The organism is Kitasatospora sp. NPDC087861 (assembly GCF_044742585.1).
Taxonomy (GTDB): domain Bacteria; phylum Actinomycetota; class Actinomycetes; order Streptomycetales; family Streptomycetaceae; genus Kitasatospora.
Window position 1 is genome coordinate 195,998 of the sequence record NZ_JBIUUS010000002.1, and the last position, 19,902, is coordinate 215,899.

2 protein-coding genes are annotated in these 19,902 nt (G+C 71.8%); both read right to left on the reverse strand.

Annotated features, from left to right (window positions below; genetic code table 11):
* Window positions 1-33 precede the first annotated feature (33 nt).
* Entirely contained in the window at window positions 34-1,527 is a 1,494-nt protein-coding gene (locus ACIOJE_RS03670) for a hypothetical protein (protein ID WP_400773059.1), read from the reverse strand.
* Window positions 1,528-1,659: 132 nt separating this feature from the next.
* Window positions 1,660-19,872 carry a hypothetical protein gene (locus ACIOJE_RS03675; protein WP_400773061.1) on the reverse strand — a complete coding sequence of 6,071 codons (18,213 nt, stop codon included), beginning with the start codon at window positions 19,870-19,872 and terminating at the stop codon, window positions 1,660-1,662.
* Window positions 19,873-19,902: the final 30 nt, after the last annotated feature.

Sequence of the window (19,902 nt, forward strand, 5' to 3'; positions counted from 1 at the left end):
GGGTCCGGCCGGGGGCCGGGTGGCGCAGGTCGGTCACCCGGTGCAGTTGGCCCGGATCGCGGACGCGGCGTGGTGGGCGTACGTCTTGGTGGGACCGTCCCAGTCCAGGCCGCGGTCGTGCAGCACCACGGCGATCTTGCCGCCGTTGAGCGGGAAGGTGCCCGCCGAGACCCACTGGCCCCGGCTGCCGACCTGGTTGACCGGGAAGGAACCGGACGCGGAGCCGCTCTGGACGGTGTAGAAGGACGGCGCCCCGCCGACCGCCTTGACGTCCCCGCTGTTCGGCACGTACACCGAGAGCTGGCAGCTGCCGGTGGTGACCGACCCGGTGTTGAACGTCCAGACCACCGAGTTGTCGTGGTCCTTGGCGTCGCCCGACATCGGCATCGAGTAGTAGCCGCCGCTGCAGCCGTCCCCCGCGTAGCCGCCGGAGTTGTTCCGCCAGCCCTCCTGCCCCTTGTCGAACCAGCCGCGTGCCTGGGCGCCCCCGCCGCTGCATCCCGGGCCGGCCACCCCGGCGTAGCTCGGCGGCGGGGGCGGGGCCGGCTGCGCGGCCTTGGCCGGGGGCTGGGCGGGGGGCGGCGCGGCCGGCTGCTGGGCGGCGGGCGGCTGCTGGGCGGCCGCCGGCGGCTGGGGCTGGGTCTGCGGGGCTCCGGCACCGGCACCGGCTCCGGCACCGGCTCCGGCACCGGCTCCAGCGCCGCCACCACCACCGCCGCCCTGGCTGGCCGGCGCGCCGCCGGCGCTCTTGCTCGGGTCCGGCTTCCCACCGGTGGACGGCGCACCGCCGCCCGCCGGGACCCGGCCGGCGAACGGCACGGTCTGGCTGCCGCCGTCGCCCTGGTCCGGCACGGCACCGCCGGCGGCGGCCGCGCCGCCGGCCGCCGCCGCGGCAGCGTCACCGGCCGGCGGGCCGGCGACCGGCTGAGCGTTCGCCACCGGCTGCTCGCCCAGCGGGTTCCCGTGCGCGTCGGCACCCGGGACGAACCCGTTGCCGCCGTCCTGCTGCGTGTACCCGGCCGGCGGCGGACCGTCCGCACCGGACGGCCCCGGGTCGTCCCCGCCGAACTTCGAGATGCCCAACGGCACACCGACCAGTACCAGGCCCGCGATCACGGCCGCGGCCACCATCGGCCGGGAGATCCGGCGCGGTCCGCCGCCCTCCTCCTCGGCCGGCGCCGGGCCGGCGACCGCGGTCACGCCCGCGGGCGCCTCGGCGGCGGCCGCAGCGGTCGCGGCACCCGTGGCGGGCTTCGCACTCTCGACGGCCGGCGCCGCGCCGCTGGCGGACACCGCCGCGGGCTCCTCCTTCGCCGGCCCGGACTTGGCGGGCTCGGCCTTGGCAGGCTCGGCCTTCGCCGACTCCGCGTTCGCGGGCTCCGCCTTCGCGGCCGTAGCGTTAGCGGCCACCGCCGGGCGGGCCTCCAACTCCTCGGGCACGACCCACGCCACGGCGGGCAGCTCGATCCCGGCGCCCTCCGCCCCTTCCGTCCGGCTCCCCCGGCCGCTCCGGTCCTTGCCCACCATGGCCCCCTGGCCCTCGATGACGATGCTCGGCAGGGACGGCCGCCGGTCGGCCCCGGTCGAGGCGGCCGAACGGCACGTCCATTCGTCTCGACGGCCGGGAAGCACCCGGAGGTTCAGCAGCGGACGAACTCGTCAGCCGGTGTTCCCGTCACTGCTCTGGCCACGCCCTCCCCGGCTGTTCCCCCGCTTCCAGCCACCCTGGCCCCGGCCCCGGCCGCGCCCGGGCGTCTGGCTGCCCCCTCCCGCCGAGCTCGATCCGGGTCCTCCCGCGATGGTCGTCTGCGGGGTGGCCGGCGCCTGCTCGGAGGTCGTCGTCTGCGCGGAGTTGCTCGAGCTGCTCGAACTGCTCGATTGCTCGGTCGCGGCCTGGTCAGCGTTCTCGTTCCGGTCCGAGCCCGACGGCTTGTCGCCGTCCTTGGATTCGGAGTCGTGCTCGGCCTCGGGTTCGGAGCCAGGCTCGGAGTCGGAGATGTACGGCTCGTCATGAGCACCCTGCGCCGGCGTGTAGCCCTGGGGAGCGACGATCACGCCGTTCACGAAGCCGAGCTTCTTGCCACCCTCCTTGGTCGGCACTTCGGTCCCGGTGATCTTCGCCTCCAGCGCGGCCATCGCCTTCGGGTGCTCCTTGATGCAGTCCGGTGCCGCCCAGCCGTTGAAGATCTTTCCGTGGGTACCGCCGGTCACCACGACGAAGCCGAGGCCCTTCGCGATGTGCTCGTTGAAGATGGCGTGGGCCCAGTGGCACGCCATGCAGTCGCGCTTCCTGCCACCGATCGGCCAGGGCGTCAGCCCCAGTTCGTCGGCCCTGGCCTTGCCCTTCTCCTCGGCCGTCCTCCCGCTTCCGCCTCTGGATGTCCCGCCGTCCGACCCCTCGCTGTCCTCCTTCTGCTCTGCGTCCGTCGCGTCCTCTTCCTTCGCCTCGGCCTCCTTCGTCTCCTCTTCCTTCGTCTCCTCGCTTCCCTCCTTCTCGGCTTCCTCCGCCTCCTTCTTCTTCTGGGCCTCCTCCGCTTCCTTGGCCTTCTTCACGGCCTCGTCGAACTCCGCCTGCATCCGCTTCTGGACCTCGTTCAGGAGGTCCATCTCACCGTGGAGGCAGCCCTCGCCCTTGCCCTTGACGTTGGGGAGCCACTTGATCTTGTTCGTTTCCTTCAGCGCCTCGCGGACCGCGTCAAATCCCCGGCTGTGGTCGTCGAAGCCCACGAAGTCCTTGCTCCGGTAGTTCCCGTCCCGAATCGCTCGGAGCTTCGCCAGGTCGTGGTTCCTGCCTTCCTGGCCCTCCGGCGTGGCAAGGTTCGCCAGGCGATCTGTCGCGTCCTTTATCTTGCCCGGCCCCATTCCGGAGTTACCCGCGACATGGACCACGCCGTCGATGACGGTCAGGGCGAGGTGCGGCGTGCCGGTGTCCTTGAAACTCGCACCGCGGCCGTACCGGTCGGCGTCCATCATGACCCGCGCCATGCGGTCCAGGGAGCGGCCGAAAGCTCCGCGCAACGAGTCGGTCTCCTGCCCCAGAGACGCCTCAAGGCTGGGCGCGCGCAGGTCGAGAGGCAGCTCCGAGTAGCCGGGCTCGCCGACTGTGCCCTTGGTGACGTAGAGCGTGCCGTCCCTTTCGATCACGTGCCCGATCTGGCTGCTCGCCGACTGCGAACTCGCGCCGCGCGAGGTCGAGCGGGGCGGGTTGTTCTCTCCCGGTGCCACGGTTCCACGACCACGACCACGACCGGTTCCACGACCACGACCGGGATCGGTATCGGTTCCACGCCCACGACCGCGCCCACCACCGGGATCGGTATCGGTTCCACGCCCACGACCGCGCCCACCACCGGTATCGCTCGACGGCGTCGAACCGGGATCGGCGCTGGTCCCACGTCCGCGGCCCCGTCCGAACCCGCCCTGGGCTCCGCCCCTGGTGTCGTTCCCGCGTCCCCGGCCGCGATCAGCCCCGCGCGTCCCCGGCGGGGACGCGGCCGCCGAACTGCTCCCGGATCCGGCGGGGTTGAGGATCTGCTGGATCAGGTCGGCCTCCGAGAGCGGCTGCGGCGGCACGGGCGGCTCAAGGTCCTCGACGTGTTCCTCGCCGCCCTCCTCGACGTGTTCCTCGCCGTCGACTCCGCGCATGAACTCAAGGAAGCCGCCCAGCATCTCGTTGTCGGCGCGGGTCTCGCGGACCGGGTTGACCGGCCCGGCGTGCGCCGTTTCCGGGTTCTCCCCGAAGAGCCGCTCCAGGATGGGCAGCAGCACGGGCTCGTGGTCGCGGACCCAGTCGGCGCCGTTGTTGCGGGGCCGGCGGGTGCCCGGGTCGTCGCCGCGGTTGGTCCCGAGGTACACGTTGCTCAGCTGCGCGAAGAACTCCCGCTCGTCCGACGAGGAGTAGTTCCCGACCAGCTTGCCGTCCTTGTCGTGTACCGGGCCGTCGGGCCAGGCGGCGGTCGACTCGGTGCCGAACAGCTGGCTCAGGGTGTCGGCCATGTGGTTGTCCAGGAACACGTCCCGCACGAGCGAGCGCTCGTCGTCGGTCAGGCTGAACTCGTGGAGGGCATGGGCGAATTCGTGGGTCGTGGAGGAGTAGCCCTCCTCGAAGCCCGCCACCTCACCGATGCCGGTGTCCTCGCCGAGCAGGTTCTCCTCGGTCACCGCGATGTGTTCGTGCTCGGCCGCGCCCCGGACGGTCTCCCAGAGGCGGCCACCCTCGCCGACGGTTCCGCCGGCCATGTGGCGGAAACCCTCGACCTCGGTCATCGCGACGTCGCGCGGCACGACCACCACGCGCACCCGCCGCGTCAACAGGTCGGACGCGACGTCCGGGTTCTGGAGCATCAGCTCCAGCTGGGCGTGCGCCGCCTGCCGCGCCGACGCCGGGCGGTGCACCCGGTGATCGACGTCCACCAGCAGGCGGGCGGCGACCGTCGCGAACTCCGCCGGGGACAGCCGCTCCCGCAGGGGTCCGACGAAGTCGGTGTCGGCCGCGAGGGCGCGGCGGACGTCGGGCGAGAGCGAGTCCAGGGTCAGGAGCCGGTCCGGCAAGCCCATCTCCAGGATGTCGGACGCCCTCGGCGGCCCGGCGGGCGGAGGCGGCGCGACCGGCTCGACGTACGGAGGCGACGCGACCGGCTCGACGTGCGGAGGCGGGGTCACCGCCTCAGCGTGCGGAGGCAGAGGCGGCGCCACCGGCTCAACGTGCGGAGGAGGCGTCACCGGCTCAACGTGCGGAGGCAGAGGCGGGGTCACCGGCTCAACCTGCGAGACCGGGGCGGACGGCTCGACGTGCGGCGGAGGCGGCGGTGCGACCGGCTCGACGTGCGGAGGCGGTGCGACCGGCTCACCATGTGGAGGCGGGGTCACCGGCTCGACGTGCGGCGCGGCGGCCTCGGGTACGGGCCGCACGGTCCAGGGGCCGGGGCCGAAGTCGGCGCCGCCGGGGTAGAGGTCCGTCGCGCCGGCCTCGATGACCCGGTTGACCTCGGCCTCGTTGTCGGTGGGGCTGACGCCGAAGCTCAGCAGCACCGGGGCGCCGTTCTCGTCCGTCCGGCCGGTGGCGACGGCGACGTGGTTGCCCTGGCCGTAGACCACGATGTCGCCCTCGCGGGGCAACGGCGTGTCGTGGGAGGTCGAGTCGTAGGTGGTCCTGGTGTGCGGGAGCAGACGGGAGATCAGGTTCTTCGTCCACTGCGGTCCCTCCAGACCGCTCGCGTACGTCTCGTGGATCCACTCCCAGGAGACCAGTCCTTGGGAGTGCGCGGTGAGCAGGACGGACTCCCAGCAGTTGAGCGTGCTGCCGGCCGCGAGCGGCGGCGGCTGGTCGGCCGGGCCGTCCAGCGCCCAGGTGGCGAAGTCGGTCTTCTCCAGGTCGAGCGCGCCCGAGGCGCGCCACTCCAGCACGACCTCGCGCCGGGCCAGGTCGCGCATGGCGTCGGCCACTTGGCGGCCGCCGTCCGGAACGGGCAGGTCGAAGCGGCCGCCGAGGTGGTCGGCGCGCAGCGTGAGCAGGCCGTCGAGGAAGGCCTGCGGCAACGGGCCGGCGTCGGCGAGGGCAGTGAGCGCCGCGTCGTCGAGCAGCCCGAGCTCGTGGAGCCGGCGGCCCGCCGCCAGCACGTCCGCCGGGCTGTTCACCGCCCCGGGGCCGACGCTGTCGGTGAGCTCCAGGCCGAGCGTGCGGGCCTGCTCACGCGACAGTGGCGCCCCCAGGTACCCGGCCGCGGCCTCCACCAGCGGCTCGACGGCCGTCTGGGCCACCGGGCTCTTCAACGGCGGCGCGTTGCGCAGCCTGACCCGGCGCTCCTCGATCTTCCGGAGCAGCGGCTCCGCTTCCTGCCGTACGGCCCCGGCGGCCTCCGGCGGCAGGACGTTCAGTTCCTCCAGTCGACGGGTCAACGCCAGGACGTCCGCAGGGGCGTTGTTGTGCCGGCCCTCGGCGCCGACGAAGGCTCCCGAGGCCATCCGCAGGCCCTTCCGGTCGCCGGGCACACCCCGGTTGGCCTGCACCAGCAGGGACTGGGGCGGCTGCGGGGCGAGTTGTTCCGGCTCATGCGCCTGCTGCGGCTCGGTGTCGGCGTCCTTCGTCGGCTCCGCGGCCTCGGGCTGCTTGGGCTGCTCCTCGCTCTGGTTCTCCCGCTCGGGCTGCTCCTCGGCCTTGTCGCTCTGCTCGGCGTGTTCCTCGGTCTGGTTCTCCTGGTGGATCTCCGACTCGGGCTGCTTGGGGTGTTCCTCGGCCTCGTTCTCGTTCTCCTGCGCAGGCTGCTTGGGCTGCTCGGACTGCGCCTCGTCGCGGTCGCTCTGCTCGTCGGCCTGGTCCTTGTTCTCCTCGCTCTGCTCGCCGCCGTTTCCGCTCTTCTGCTCCTTGCCCTGCTCGGCGGGCTTCGTGGCGGGCGGCTTCAGCTGTCCGGGGGCGCCACCGAGAAGTTCGGCGACCTGCCCGGCGATGTCGTTCGAGGCCGGGGGTGCGGGCTTCGGCTCCTCAGGCTTCGGCTCTTCGAACTTCGGCTCTTCGAGCTTCGGCTCCTCAGGCTTCGGCTCCTCAGGCTTCGGCTCCTCAGGCTTCGGCTCTTCGAGCTTTGGTTCCTCAGGCTTCGGCTTCTCCTCCGTGTCCGGCGGGAGGTCGTACCGGTCGGACGGCCGTCGGCCCTTGCGCCAGTTCTCCTTGGTGAAGTAGGTGTCGCTCGGCCCGGTGTGCTCCTGCGTGACCGACTTCTTCGGGACGCCCACCACGACGGGGACGTCGCCGACCACCGTGCGCGGCCGCCACGACCACGGGCCGGAGCGGTGCTGGAAGGAGACGGTGAACTTCACGTGCCCCTGGAACCGCACCAGCGGCTCGGGGTACTTGGAGTTCGCCACGGTCCGTTCCGCAAGGGTGCGTTCGCCTCCGGTGCGGCGGCCGGCGCCGCCGCCGAAGGTGATCCCGGTCATGATCTTGCCCTTGACCTTGGAGAACTCCACGCCGATCTGGCCCATCAGCTGGGTCATCCGGGAGGACAGCGCCCGCTCGGTGAACCGGGTCGCCAGTTCGGCGGACTGGGCGATCTCCGACTTCTTCTCCTCGCGGCCCTGGCCGAGGCCGACCAGTTCGGCCTTCACCGTGACGCTCACCTTGTCGAGGACGCCCAGCCGGAGGGTCTTGACCCGCTCCCCTCCCGCCGTCAGATCCGGAAGGGAGTCGATCAGGGTGCCCCGGTCGAACATCCGCCTGAGCTTGCGCATGGCGGCCGAGTTCTCCTCCAGCCGGAACTCGTTCCGGCCCAGGGTGGTGAGCAGGTTGCGCAGCGATCCGACGTCGGGCAGGTCGACGACCACGTCCTCGGCGCCGAGTCCTTCCCACACCTCCCGGGGCGGCACCAGGTGGGTCGTCTCGACGGTTTCGCGCTTCGACTTGATCTCCTCCTGGCCGGGGCGCGGGGCCTGGTAGGAGGTCTCCTCCCGGGTGGTGACCTCCTTCGTGTCGGAGGCCTCCAGCAGCACCTCGAAGCCCAGCTCGACGGGCACGGTGGCCTGACGGCGTCCGCGCCCGGGCGTCGTCGGCGCGACGGGCGTGCTCGGGGCGCCGGTGCCGTGCGGGGTGGTCGGGGCGGTGTTCTCCGCGTTGCCGTCCTGCGGAGCCTCCTCCTTCGGGGTCTCCTTCGCCGCCTCCTTCGGGGTCTCCTTCGCCGCCTCCTTCGGGGTCTCCTTCGCGGCCTCCTTCGCGGCCTCCTTCTCCCGCCAGGCGCGGGCCGAGTCCTGGATCCGCTGGCTCTGCCGGATGAGTTCGTCTTCGAACGGCTTGGGCAGCGGGGCGCCCTCGGGCAGCTTCTCGGTCTGCCGCCGGAGCTCCTCCTGGCGCAGCCGTTCGGTCCGCGCCTCCTGCGGGGCCGCCCCGTGGACGGGCCGCGCCGACCCCTTGCGGCGCATCTCGACCTGGATCATCGCGGTGCCCTCGAACACGCTGCCGGCGACCTTGGTCTTGGTCGCCAGGCCCGTCCGGCCACCGCCGTCGTGCTCCGCGATCCGCTCCTGGCCCCGGACGTGGCTCAGGGTGGCGCCGGCCACGACGGCGGCGGGCATCGCCCCGAGCGGGTCGGTGGTGCCCACCACCCGCCCGGTGAAGGTGTCGTCGGTGGCCCGGTTGTGGCCGGCCTTCCCGTCGGCGCCGCCCTCGGCGACGCCGCTGGTGCCGCCGGCCGCGAACTCGGTCTCGGCCGTGTCGGCGGTGTGCCGCATCTCCCGGACCCCGGCCCAGCGGAGCACCACCGTGCCGCCGGGCACCTTCACGAAGACCTCCTGACCGGCCATCAGCGCCCGCAGCCGGGACTGCAGCGCTCCCGGCAGCAGGGCCGGCTGCAGCGCCTGCCGGACCCGCTCCCAGCTCGCGCCGTACACCTCCCGTCCACGGCCGTCGAGCTGGTCCAGCAAGGAGGTGCGGACGAACTGCTGACCGCCCGTCGGCTGGGATCCGGCGGGCGGCGTCCCGCCCTCCTGGCCGGACGCACCGTCCTTGGGTTCCGGCGTCCCGCCCTCCTGGCCGGACGCACCGTCCTTGGGCTCTGGCGCCCAGACCCGCAGGATCACGTCGGAACCGCTCAGCACGCCCGAGGACACGATCCGCTCCGGCACCGAGCGGAAGGTGCCGGGGGTCGGGGCGGTGCCGGTCTTCGGGTCGATGGGCAGTTCACGGACCGGGAACACGAAGCCGGCCGCCGTGACGGCGTTCGTCCGGCCCGAGGCCTGGGCGATCCGCTGCCGGTCCGACCGGCCGATCAGCGCCGTCGACCGCGTCGGCTTCGCCACGATCTCGACGTCGAACTCCACGTCACCGGTGAACCGGGCGGCCCGCTCGACCGTCTTCTCCTTCTCGGACCGGCCGGTCACGACGTCCCGCGTCGAGCCCACCGTCTCCTGCCCGGCGGACGACTGGCCGAGCGTCACCGCGACGTACGGGAACTTCATGTCGAGCGCCGCCGTCACACTGGTTCCGCCGCGCACGTCGCGAAGCGCCCCGGTGGACGACACGGTCTCGCCGCCGCGCTCGAACTCGCACTTCTCGATCGGCCCCTGGTACTCCCGCATGGTCACCTTGGCCCCGACGACCCGGACCTCGACGGTGATCCCTTCGTGCGACACCGAGACGATCCAGCCGCCTCCGGTGGTGAGGGCCGACAGCCGGGGGCGCAGCGCCGTCTCGTCGAGGTGGGGGGCGAGGGCCGCCTCGACCCAGGCCCAGTGATCGCCGAACAGCGGCTTCAGCTTCGCGCCCACGGCGTCGAGGACGGCCCGCGCGTCGTGCAGCCCGAGGACGGGGTCGGAGGGAGCGAGCTCGCCGGTCCGGGACACCCGGGACGGCGGCTGCACGGTGAGCGTCCGTTCCGGTGCGCCGCCCGTTGGGGGGGCCTTCGGCAAGAGCGGGATGTTCTCGACGCCCGGCGTCTCCTCGACGAACGGGGTCTCCTCCGGATGAGGGGTCTCGTCGACGGGCTGGACCTTCGGGCGGTCGAACACCAGGCGGGCCGGGGGAAGGTCTTCGCCCTCCGGGGTCCGGTGCGACTCCGTCAGGGACTGCGGGACGGCCAACAGCGCCCGGACCAGGGCTCGTTCGGGCGTGGTCGTGCCGCCCCCGCCGTCCTCGACGACCTTGACGTCCAGCTCGACGGTGGCCAGGTAGACGACCATCTTCTCGGCGAACTTCGCGTTGGCGGTGCCGCTGACGGAGTCGGCCGTCCGGTCGCCGCCGCGCCACCGGGTGGTGTGGCCGACCCCGCCGGTGACCCCCACGACGGTGCCGGGGGGCTTGAACTCGGGCCCGCCCTGGAGTTGGCCGCCCGCCGTGTAGAACGTGTTCTCCCGGACGCCGCCGCCCGCCGCCCACTCGTTCACGACGTTCAGCTCGGCGTCCTTCTCGAACTCCCGAACGTACTCCAGCTTCTGGACCTTCGCTCCGGCCAGCACCAGGGCGTCCCGCTCACCGGTCCTGACCAGCAGCGGCGAGCGGAGGTCGATGCCGTGGCTCATCCCGGTCAGCAGGGCCCCGAGCCGCTCGTGACGGAAGGCCCCGCGCACCAACGGGCCGAGCTCGTTCCAGCCCTGGGCGCCGAAGGTCCGGCGCCCCAGCGCCTCCAGGACCTCCCTGAGCGGCCTGACGGGCTCGGTGGTGCCGGTCCCGGGAGCGTGCGGGACGACGTCGAGCACGACCGTGCCCGGCGGGAGGCCGTTCTTGCCCTTCGCCGGGTCGGACCCCCACAGCTCGGGCTTGGGCTCCCACGCGGCGGAGCCGGGAGGCAGCTCCGGCGCCTGGAGCGGTCCGGGTTCGGCGTCGGGACGGTACGTGTTCTCCGCGCCGGGGGGTCGGCATTCCGCGGTCTCGACGAGCGCCTGGAAGCCCAGCTGCGTCGTCGCCCGGCCCGGGGCGAGGTTTCCCTCCGCATCCTGGTGCACCAGGGTGAGTTCGGCCGTGCCGTCGAAGATCGTGCCCGGGACCTTGGCCTTGAGGGCGGTTCCGGTCCGCTGGGAGTTCTGCCCGATGGTGTTCCGGTCGCTGCCGCGCTGCCCGCTCGGGCCCCCCGTTCCGGCGCCGCCGAGAAAGCCCGTTCCGCCCGACTGCTTGACCGAGACGCCCAGCGCGAGCGTCCGGGCCTTGGTGTCGGACGAGGTGACGGTGCTGGTGATGTCGGCGCCGGTGTTGAACTCGCCCGCATCGGTGTTCCGCAGGTGCGACAGTTCCAGCACCTTCGCCGACATCAGGATGCTGCCCCGGCCGTCGGACAGCGGGATCTCCAGCAGCTCACCGGTCGTCATGGACCTCAGCTGGGACTGCAGGCTGGGCAGGTCCAGCTGGGCGAGGATCTCGGCCCGCACCGAACTCCAGGCGTCCCCGAACCTCTGCCGCCCGAAGGCCTCCAACCCGGAGGGCGCGGCGGCCGGTCCGAACAGCGCCGTGTCACCGGCAGTGCGGTTCCCGCGCCCGTGCAGCGTGTGGACGTTCTTGACCACGTCCATCCCGCCCAGCGCCGCCGTCCGCAGCACACGGGTCGGCGGGGCGTGGCGGGTCACCACCGGCGGAGGCCCGGCGGGGACGGCCTCGGCGGCCGGCGTGACGATCCGCACCGACAACGGCACCGGCAGCACCGGCTCCGGACGCTCCTCCGGGCCGGTCCGCCCGGTGCCCACCAGCGGGGTGCGGGAGAACGGCCGCGTGAGCGTCCGCACGCCCGGGACCTCGGAGAAGTCGAGGTCCAGCCGGATCGTCGCGTCGATCCACAGCACCGGCTCCCCGGTCTTCCTGCGGTGGGTCATCCGGCCGGTCGCGGCGACCGTCACCGCCCTGCTCCGGTCCACCGCCCCGCTCACCGGCCCGGACACCCCGGTGTTCGACGCCGGCTTGCCGCTCACCACCACACCGCCGCCCCACCGGGACCGGCTCTCGCGCAGGGCGCCCGTTCCGGCGGACGAGTCACCACCGTCCTCGAACTCGAACTTCTCCGTCCGATGCTTCGATGCGGGCGTCTCGACCGTGGCACTGATCCGCAGCGTCCCGGCGCCGCCGCCGAGGTCCAGGGGCACCAGCACGTCGTCGCCCCGGGTCATCCGGGACAGGTTGGGCGCCAGCGTCCGAACGTCGAGCTGCTCGGCGAGCTGCCGCCGGATCTCCTCCCGTCGGCTCGCGGACACACTCGGGGGCAGCTTCGCGAGCACTGCCGCCACGACCTGGTCGTCCGTTCCGTGGACCTTCACCACCCGGTCGCCGGCGCTGATCCAGCCCTGCTCCGTCATCCGGCTCGGCGGGGCCGGGAGGGGCGGCTCCTGCTGGGGCTGCTCCTGTTGTTTGGGTTGTTCCTGCTCCTTCGGCAGGTCCTGCTCCGTGAGCAGGACCGGCTTGTGCTGCTCGTGCTCCGGCTGTTCCTGCTCCTTCGGCTGTTCCTGCTCCTTGGGCAGACCCTGCTCCTTGGGCAGATCCTGCTCCTTGGGCAGATCCTGCTTCGGCAGATCCTCCTGCTTCGGCTCCTGCTGCCCCTCGTGATCCGACTTCGGCTTCGGCTCGGGCTCCTTCAGTGGCGGCGGAGTCGGCTTGGTCTGCGACTCGGTGACCGAGGGCGCTTCGGCCGGGCGCTGCGTGGTGGGCTGAGGGGTCGTCGGCCGCATCGCGCTGTAGTGGGTCACTCGAATGTCCTGCTCATTCGAGCGGAGGATGTGGACGACCTGCTCCGACGCCTCGTTCATCAGGCGGGGCACGGGGTTCTGGTCGTGCACCCTCAGCTGAATGCCGAAGGCGTGGGCGGCGACCACCGCGATCTCGTCGTAGAACGGGGTGCTCCACAGCACGCGGTTGCGCACCGCCATGTCCACGAACTCGCTGAGCCGCCGATCAGTCAGGTCGGACGGCGTCAGGCGCCGGGGATCGCTGTCCCCCGGCTGCACCCACATCCGCTCCTTGAGCGCCGGGATCCGATCCAGCAGTCGAGCCCAGACCGCCTCCTGCTGCGGCCCGCCCGCACCGAACACCGCGAGGATGTGATCGAGCACTTCGTCTCTGGTGAGACCCAAGCCCTGCGCGCCGGCGATCGCTTCCAACTGCTGGTGAGTGAGATCGTGATCGGAGAGCAGGAACCGAAGGGGACTCATCCCCAGGGCGTCGAGGTCCCCCCGCTGCGTGGCGCCCTCCTCCCCCCGGAACCACTGCGAGACGGTCGTGCGCGCGCCCCTGACGTCCAGGTGCCCGTGGGCCCAGGAATCCAGTTGCCTGGGCGCGCTGGCCAGAATCGACGTGAACAGGCAGTTGCCGTCGCCCGGGACCCGCAGGACGTCGAACTGCGACCCGTCCCCCGCCGTCCGCCGGCCCGTCACGGGCCAGTCCCGCGTGGCCGGTGTCGTCGGCGCTGCCGTCGGTGCCGTCGGAGGGACGACGGCGGCCTGCTCGTTCCCACCGAGCACGCCGACGGCCCGGGACTTCTTCTTCTTGGTCTTCGCGTCCGAGGTCTCCGCGACAACGGGCCGGCGCGAGCCCTGCTCGGTGTCCGGCTCCATGGTTCCCGGCTCGAACTTGATCCAGCGTCCGCGCGTGCCGTGTTCGTCGCTCAGGATGCCGAGCGGGGCGACGCGCTGGCCGATGCTCACGCTGATCGTGGTCGTGGACGCCCACACGACGCGCCCGGTGGCGTTGGCGAGTTCCTGCGCCACCACCTTGCCGTTGTCGCCGCGGGCGCCCGCCTGGCAGGCGAGCAGCACGATCTGGGTGTCGGGCGGCATGCGCCGGAAGCTGGGCCGCCGACGGATGACCTGGCCGAGCGCCTCGCCGGTGACGAAGACCTTCTTCTTCCCGCTCGGTTGGTCCGACAGGGTGGTCAGCGCCGCCGCGAGGTGGGTGGCGTGCGTCATGAACGTGTAGATGGGGTCCGAGACGTTCCAGGGGACGAGCCCGATCGTGCTGAGGTCGGGGTTGTCCGACTCGGCTGCGGGCCTGGAATCCTTCTGGTCGAAGTAGTCGGACGGCAGGTACTCGAAGTGGGGGGTGGTGGGGTCGAATCCGTCCCGGATCGGCTCCCACTTGCGGGTGAGGGAACTGTCCCGGTAGAGGCGGCCGCCCGACTGCCGACCGAGCGGGAACAGGATGGGCTGGCTGTCGAGGTCCGTCTCGTCGACCACGTCCGGCTTCTTCGCGTCGACCAGGTGGCCGTTGTCGTCGCGGACACCCATGGTCGGGATGGAGCTGGCCCGTTCGTTCTCCGGCAGGGTCGGGTCCGGCGGAACCTCCTTGATCCAGAACCCGCGCTCGGCCTTCGTATGCTTCCTCTCCTTCAGCTCGGGCCGCAGTTTGGCCTTCACCTTGATGAGGCCGTCGGTCAGCGACGTCGCGACGGAGTTGGTCCACACCGTACGGCCGGTCGCCTTGGCCAGCGCCCGCGGGAAGTCCAGCTCCGCGCCCAGGGCACCCGGTCCGACCAGCACCAGCGGGGTCTCGGGGGTGAGCTCGTCGTGCGGCAGGTCGGCCGCCACGCCCTTGGCGAGTGCTTCGGGTTCGAGGTCTTCCAGGTTGTCGGGGATCAGCACGAGCAACGGCTCGTGCCCGGTGATCTCGGTCAGGCTGTAGTGCTTGTTCTTCTCCGGGGTGTCGCCGCCCGGCTGAGCTCCGGGCCGCTGCACGGGCTCGGGGGCTCCGTCGGACGGCTTCCCGGGGTCGGACCAGTAGTAGACGGTCCGCACGTCCTCGGCCGCCTCCGGCACGGGCTCCGCCTTGCGCCCGCCGCCCACCACGATGCCGATCGTGGCACCGGACGAGTTCGTCAAAGGGCGGGTCTGGTAGCGCGTCTTGCGCTTCTCCGGTTCCGGTCGCACCGGGTCGTCCCCGGCGGGGACCGGGACAGGCTTCTCCTTCGGCGCAGGGTCAGCCTTGTCGGGGACCGGGACAGACTCCTCCTTCGGCGCAGGGTCAGCCTTGTCGGGGACCGGGACAGACTCCTCCTTCGGCGTGTGCGTCGACAGCTCCCGCCGCAGGGCGGCGCGCAGATCGGCCCCGCTCAGGGCCGGGTCGATCCTCGCGGCCGCGTCCACCAACGCCCGCAGGTGCTCCGGCAGCGGACGCGTCCACTCGGGCAGCCCGTTCAGTTCGTGCGCCATACCGGCCAGCCAGCCGCCGGTCAGGAAGGGCGCCCGCATCTTGTACTCGTCGCGTGCGAGGTTCTCCATGCGACGCAACGCACGGACCTTGTCGAAGTCCCGGGTGATCCCGCCGGTGGGCTCGTCGGGGTGGTAGAGGCCGTCGTGGATCTTCAGCAGCGCTCCGGCGGCCAGCCGCTGCTGCGAGGACGGAGCGGACGAGGAGGACTCCTCGCCGGACGGGAGCGTCGTCGAACCGCCCGTGTCCTTGACGAGTTCCCCGGCGGCGTGGTCCAGGGCGTCCTTGTCGACGGTGCCGCCGGTGCCGTCGATGCCGCGGGTGACGATCGCCTCCGGCGGGGCCGCGGCCTTCTTCGCGGTCTTCTTGTGGGCGAAGCTGCCGTCGTCCTCGCCGAGACGGTTCCGGTCGGGTGCCGGCTCGGTGTCCTCCGCCGTGGTGTCGCGCTCGTGCTCGTGCTCGCGCTCGTGCTCATGCTCGCGCCCATGCCCGTGCTCGCGGCCGCGCTCCCCCTTGGTGCCCGGGAAGTCGGGCATCAGGTCGTGGCGCTTCAACGAGTCGACGTCGACGCCCAGTTCGGACGCCAGCCGGCGCCAGGGGTCGGCCACCCCGTTGGAACGGTGTTCGGCGAGTAGCTTCCGCGCCTCGGCCAGGGACACCTCGCCGTGCACGCCGGAACCGCCACCCGACTCGTCTCGCATGTCGGCCAACTGCCGCTGCCAGTCGGCCTCCTCCGCGGCCTCCTGTCGCGCCTGCCGCTCAACCTCCCGCGCCTGCCGCTCGGCCTCCCGCTGCTCCTCGCGGGCCGTCTCCTCGGCGCGCAGACGCTGCCGCTCCTGGAGGGCCTGCCCCTCGGCCTTGGCGCGGGTCGCCGCGTCCTCCGCCCGCTTCTTCCGGCGCGCAGCCTCCTTGGCCTCCGCCTCCGCGGCCTCCCGGGCGCGCTGCTCGGCCTCCTGCTGGAAAACCGGATCGTTCTTCTGGTCCTCCCAGCGCTGCTCGGCGGCGTCGCGGCGCCGGTCCCGCTGGCCCGACTCGGTGACGCGCCCGCCCCGGGTGGCGTCCTCGCCGCCCAGCTTCTCCCCCGGGCCGGAGAACTTCTCCGCCGGGGCCTTGCCCTCCGACCCCGTCGTGCCGGAATCCTTCAGGTCACCGACCCCGAAAATCCCGGTCTTCGGCGGAGCCGACTTCTCACCATCACCCGACGCCTTCGGCCCCTCATCCTTCGACGGCACCGGCAGGGGATCATCCGTCAGCAGATGCCCACGACTACTTGGGAACTTCTCCGCCGGGGCCTTACCCTCGCCGGAATCCTTCAGGTCACCAAACCCGGCAATCCCGGTCCTCTTCGGCGGAGCCGACTTCTCACCACCACCCGACGCCTTCGGCCCCTCATCCTTCGACGGCACCGGCGGGCCATCATCCGTCAACAGACGCCCAGGACCACGAGGGAACTTCTCCGCCGGAGCCTTACCCCCACCCGCATCCTCCAGATCACCAAACCCGGCAATCCCGGTCCTCTTCGGCGGAGCCGACTTCTCACCACCACCCGACGCCTTCGGCCCCTCATCCTTCGACGGCACCGGCGGGCCATCATCCGTCAACAGACGCCCAGGACCACGAGGGAACTTCTCCGCCGGAGCCTTACCCCCACCCGCATCCTCCAGATCACCAAACCCGGCAATCCCGGTCTTCTTCGGCGGAGCCGACTTCTCACCACCACCCGACGCCTTCGGCCCCTCATCCTTCGACGGCACCGGCAGGGGATCATCCGTCAACAGATGCCCACGACCACTTGGGAACTTCTCCGCCGGAGCCTTACCCTCGCCGGAATCCTTCAGGTCACCAAACCCGGCAATCCCGGTCTTCTTCGGCGGAGCCGACTTCTCACCACCACCCGACCCCGACCCACCGGAACGGTCGGAGTCCGCGGGGGCCGGCTCTACCTGGGTCTGGCTGCCCTCGGACTTCCCCCGCGTCTGCGCCCCGCCGTCGGCCGGGCCGGACCCACCCTCGCGCCGCCCGCCCGCGCCGGAATTCGGTGCGGCGGCACCGGAGTTGTCGCTCTCCTCCTTGGCCTTCAGATCGTCGATCGTGCCGAATCTGAGCTCCCGCGTCGAACGCGGCCTCTTGGCATCGGCCAACGCCTTGGCCTTCTCACGGTCCGCGAACAACGGGTCCGACAACGCCTTCGCCGCGCGATCCGCCTCACCCTGCTCGCGAAGCTGCCGATGCAGCTCAGCCTCCGCCGAGTGCCCGGGGTCAGGCAGCGGCTCCTTCTCACCACCGGCCGAATCCTTGGCCCCCTCACCGTCCTCAACAGACGGATCCGACGCCTCCTTCGCCTTGCGAGCAGCCGCCTCGGCCGCCTTCGCCGCACGGTCCGCCTCACCCTGCTCGCGCAGCTGCCGGAGCCACTCAGCCTGCGACGTGTACGCGGGATCGGGCAGCGGCTCCTTCTCCCCACCCTCCGGCCCCTTGGGCGCCTCACCATCCGCCTGGGACCGCTTGGCCGCCTCCGCAGCCTCCTTCGCCGCACGGTCCGCCACATTCTGCTCGCGCAGCTGCCGGAAGAACTCGGCCTGCGACGTGTACGCAGGGTCGGGCAGCGGCTCCTTCTCCCCACCCTCCGGCCCCTTGGGCGCCTCACCATCCGCCTGGGGCTGCTTCGCCGCCTCCGCAGCCTCCCTCGCCCTCCGAGCCTCCTCAAACCGAACGCGATCCGCCTCACCCTGTAGGCGTTGTTCCCGGACGCGTTCCCGCTGGAGTTCGAACTCGGACTTGGGTACGTCCTTGTCAGGACCGTTCGGACCGGGATCCTTCCGGTCGCCCGGGCCTCCCTCGGTCTTGGGCGGCGGTCCGTCGCCGCCGCCGTCCTTCGATGGGTTCGGGTCAGGCGTCTTCGGGCCCGGCTTGTGATCAGGGTTCGGGTCGGGCTTGATCGGGCCCGGCTTGTGATCAGGGTTCGGGTCGGGCGTCTTCGGGTCCGGCTTGATCGGGTCCGGCCTATCCGGAAGCGGCTTGCTCGGATCCGACTTGATCGGGTCCGGCCTGTTCGGGTCCGGCCCATCCGGAAGCGGCTTGCTCGGATCCGACTTGATCGGGTCCGGCCTGTTCGGGTCCGGCCTATCCGGAAGCGGCTTGCTCGGATCCGACTTGATCGGGTCCGGCTTGCTCGGATCCGGCCTATCCGGAAGCGGCTTGCTCGGATCCGGCTTGATCGGGTCCGGCTTGCTCGGATCCGGCCTGTTCGGAAGCGGCTTGTTCGGCTCGCCGCCGCCCGCCGGCGCCGTGGTGCCACCGGTCTTCTTGCCCTGGTCGCCCCCGGACTCGGTGGGGCGGGGGGTGGCGGGGTCCGGGGCGGTCCGGCCGCCGGTGCCGGTCTGCGAGCCGGGCTTGGAGGTCTTGTCCCCGCCCGGCGCCTCCGCGCCGACCGTCGACTTCGAGCCCGTCGACCCGCCGTCCGTCTTCGACCCGCCCTCGGTGCTGGGCCCGCCGTCGGTGCGGTGCGAGCCGGACGGCGGGGTGAGCGAGGGGGTGTGGCCGCCGCCCTCGGTGCTGGTCAGGTGCGCGCCGCCCTCGGCAGGGGCGGGGAGGCGCTCGCCGAGCCTGGGCACCGGGAACGGCACGGCGTGGCCCGACAGGTTGGTGGCCACGGACAGCAGGGTGAGGGGGTGGAGCGGGTGGAAGTACTTGCTGCCGTCGTGGGGGATGTCGGCATGCTGGAGGTCCCGGACGAAGTTGACGTACTTGGTCATCAGGGGCGAGGTGACGCCGTGCAGCAGGTGACGCGCGCCGCCCATGAGGAAGCCGGCGAGGAAGCTCGAACCGCTGGCCGAGAACTCGTGGTTCGGTTCGAAGATCAGGTTGTAGAAGCCCTCACTCAGGTACTGGTTGACGCCCATCTTGACCTGTTCGCCGAGCGCGTGGCCGAGCACGAACATCTTGTTCATCTTGTCGACACGGCCGGCGAGTTCGGGCAGCTTCTCGGCCAGGACCCGGAGTTCTCCGTTGGCGATCTTGGAACTGTTCGCGATCTCGCGCAGAGTGGCGGCCAGGCCCGCGCGGGCCCCCGGCGACTTGGCCCACTTCTCGGCGAACTCCTTGCCGAACTTCGTTCCCAGCTCGCGGGCGAGGTCCTTGCCGAGGGCGGCGCCGAGATGCTTCTCGAAGGCCTCCGCCATGCTCTTCGTGAACTGGGACCCGGCCTTGGCGCCGGTCTTGCCGGCGGCCGCGAAGCCCTTGGAGAGGTAGTTGGAGTGCTCCCGCAGGATCTTGTCGAGGCTGTTGGCGAACTCGTTCGCCGTCTTGTCGCCGATCGCCCGGCCGGCGCCCGACCCGGCCTCCTTCCCCCCGAGGTTCCCGGCCTCCTTGCCGCCGAGGTTCCCGGCTTCCTTGCCACCGAGGTTGCCGAGTTCCTTGGACCCGAGGTTCTTCAGTTCCTTGGCGCCGAGGTTCGCGAGCTCCTTGGCCCCGAGCTTCTCCAGGTCCTTGGCCCCGCCCTTGGCGAGCCCGGTGGCCAGGCTCTTCAGCGAGGCACTCAGTTCCTTCGAGACGAAGAGCTTTCCGAACATCTTGCCGAAGAGCTTGCCCAGGCCCATGCCCAGCAGGTGCAGCGGACCGGCGATGACGCCGCTGATCGCGCCGAAGATCGCGGCCTGCTTGGTCAGGTCCTTGTCCCACTCGTGGCGGTCGCCCCGCCCGAACTGGATGCCCTGGATGATCCCGTCCATCACCAGGCCGCCGACCACACCGAAGAAGGTGTGCATCAGGATCACCTGGAGGAGCTTCTTCAGCAGGTTGATGATGATCGTCTTGACGACCTGCTTGCCGGGCTCGACCGCGAGGAGCGAGGCGCCGCCGGTGAACGGGGACCAGAAGATGGCCAGCGCGATCTCGATCAGCAGCTGGATGATCTGGCCGACGATCATCCACTTCGTGTACTCGACGGTGTTCGCGACCTTTCCCGCGAACCCGCTGAGCTGCTTGCAGAGTTCGGTCGCGACACCGACGTAGTCGGTGTCGCTCCCGTCGCCGATGAACCGCCCCATCTCGCGTTCGAAGGCTTCGGCGGCCTCCCCCTCGAACTGCTTCCGGCACGCGGCCACCAGATCCGCGATGTAGGTCTTGAGCTGCGGCAGCTCCTCGGCGAGCGTCGCATACTCGTCCCGGACGTCCCGCAACGCCCCCTCGTTGGACTCCGGCCACGGCATCCCGGTGAGGATGTGGAAGAACGTCGCGACGCCGGGCGAGACGTTCATCGAGGAGTGGGCCATGGCGGGGAGCCTCCGGCTGCGAAGCCTGCT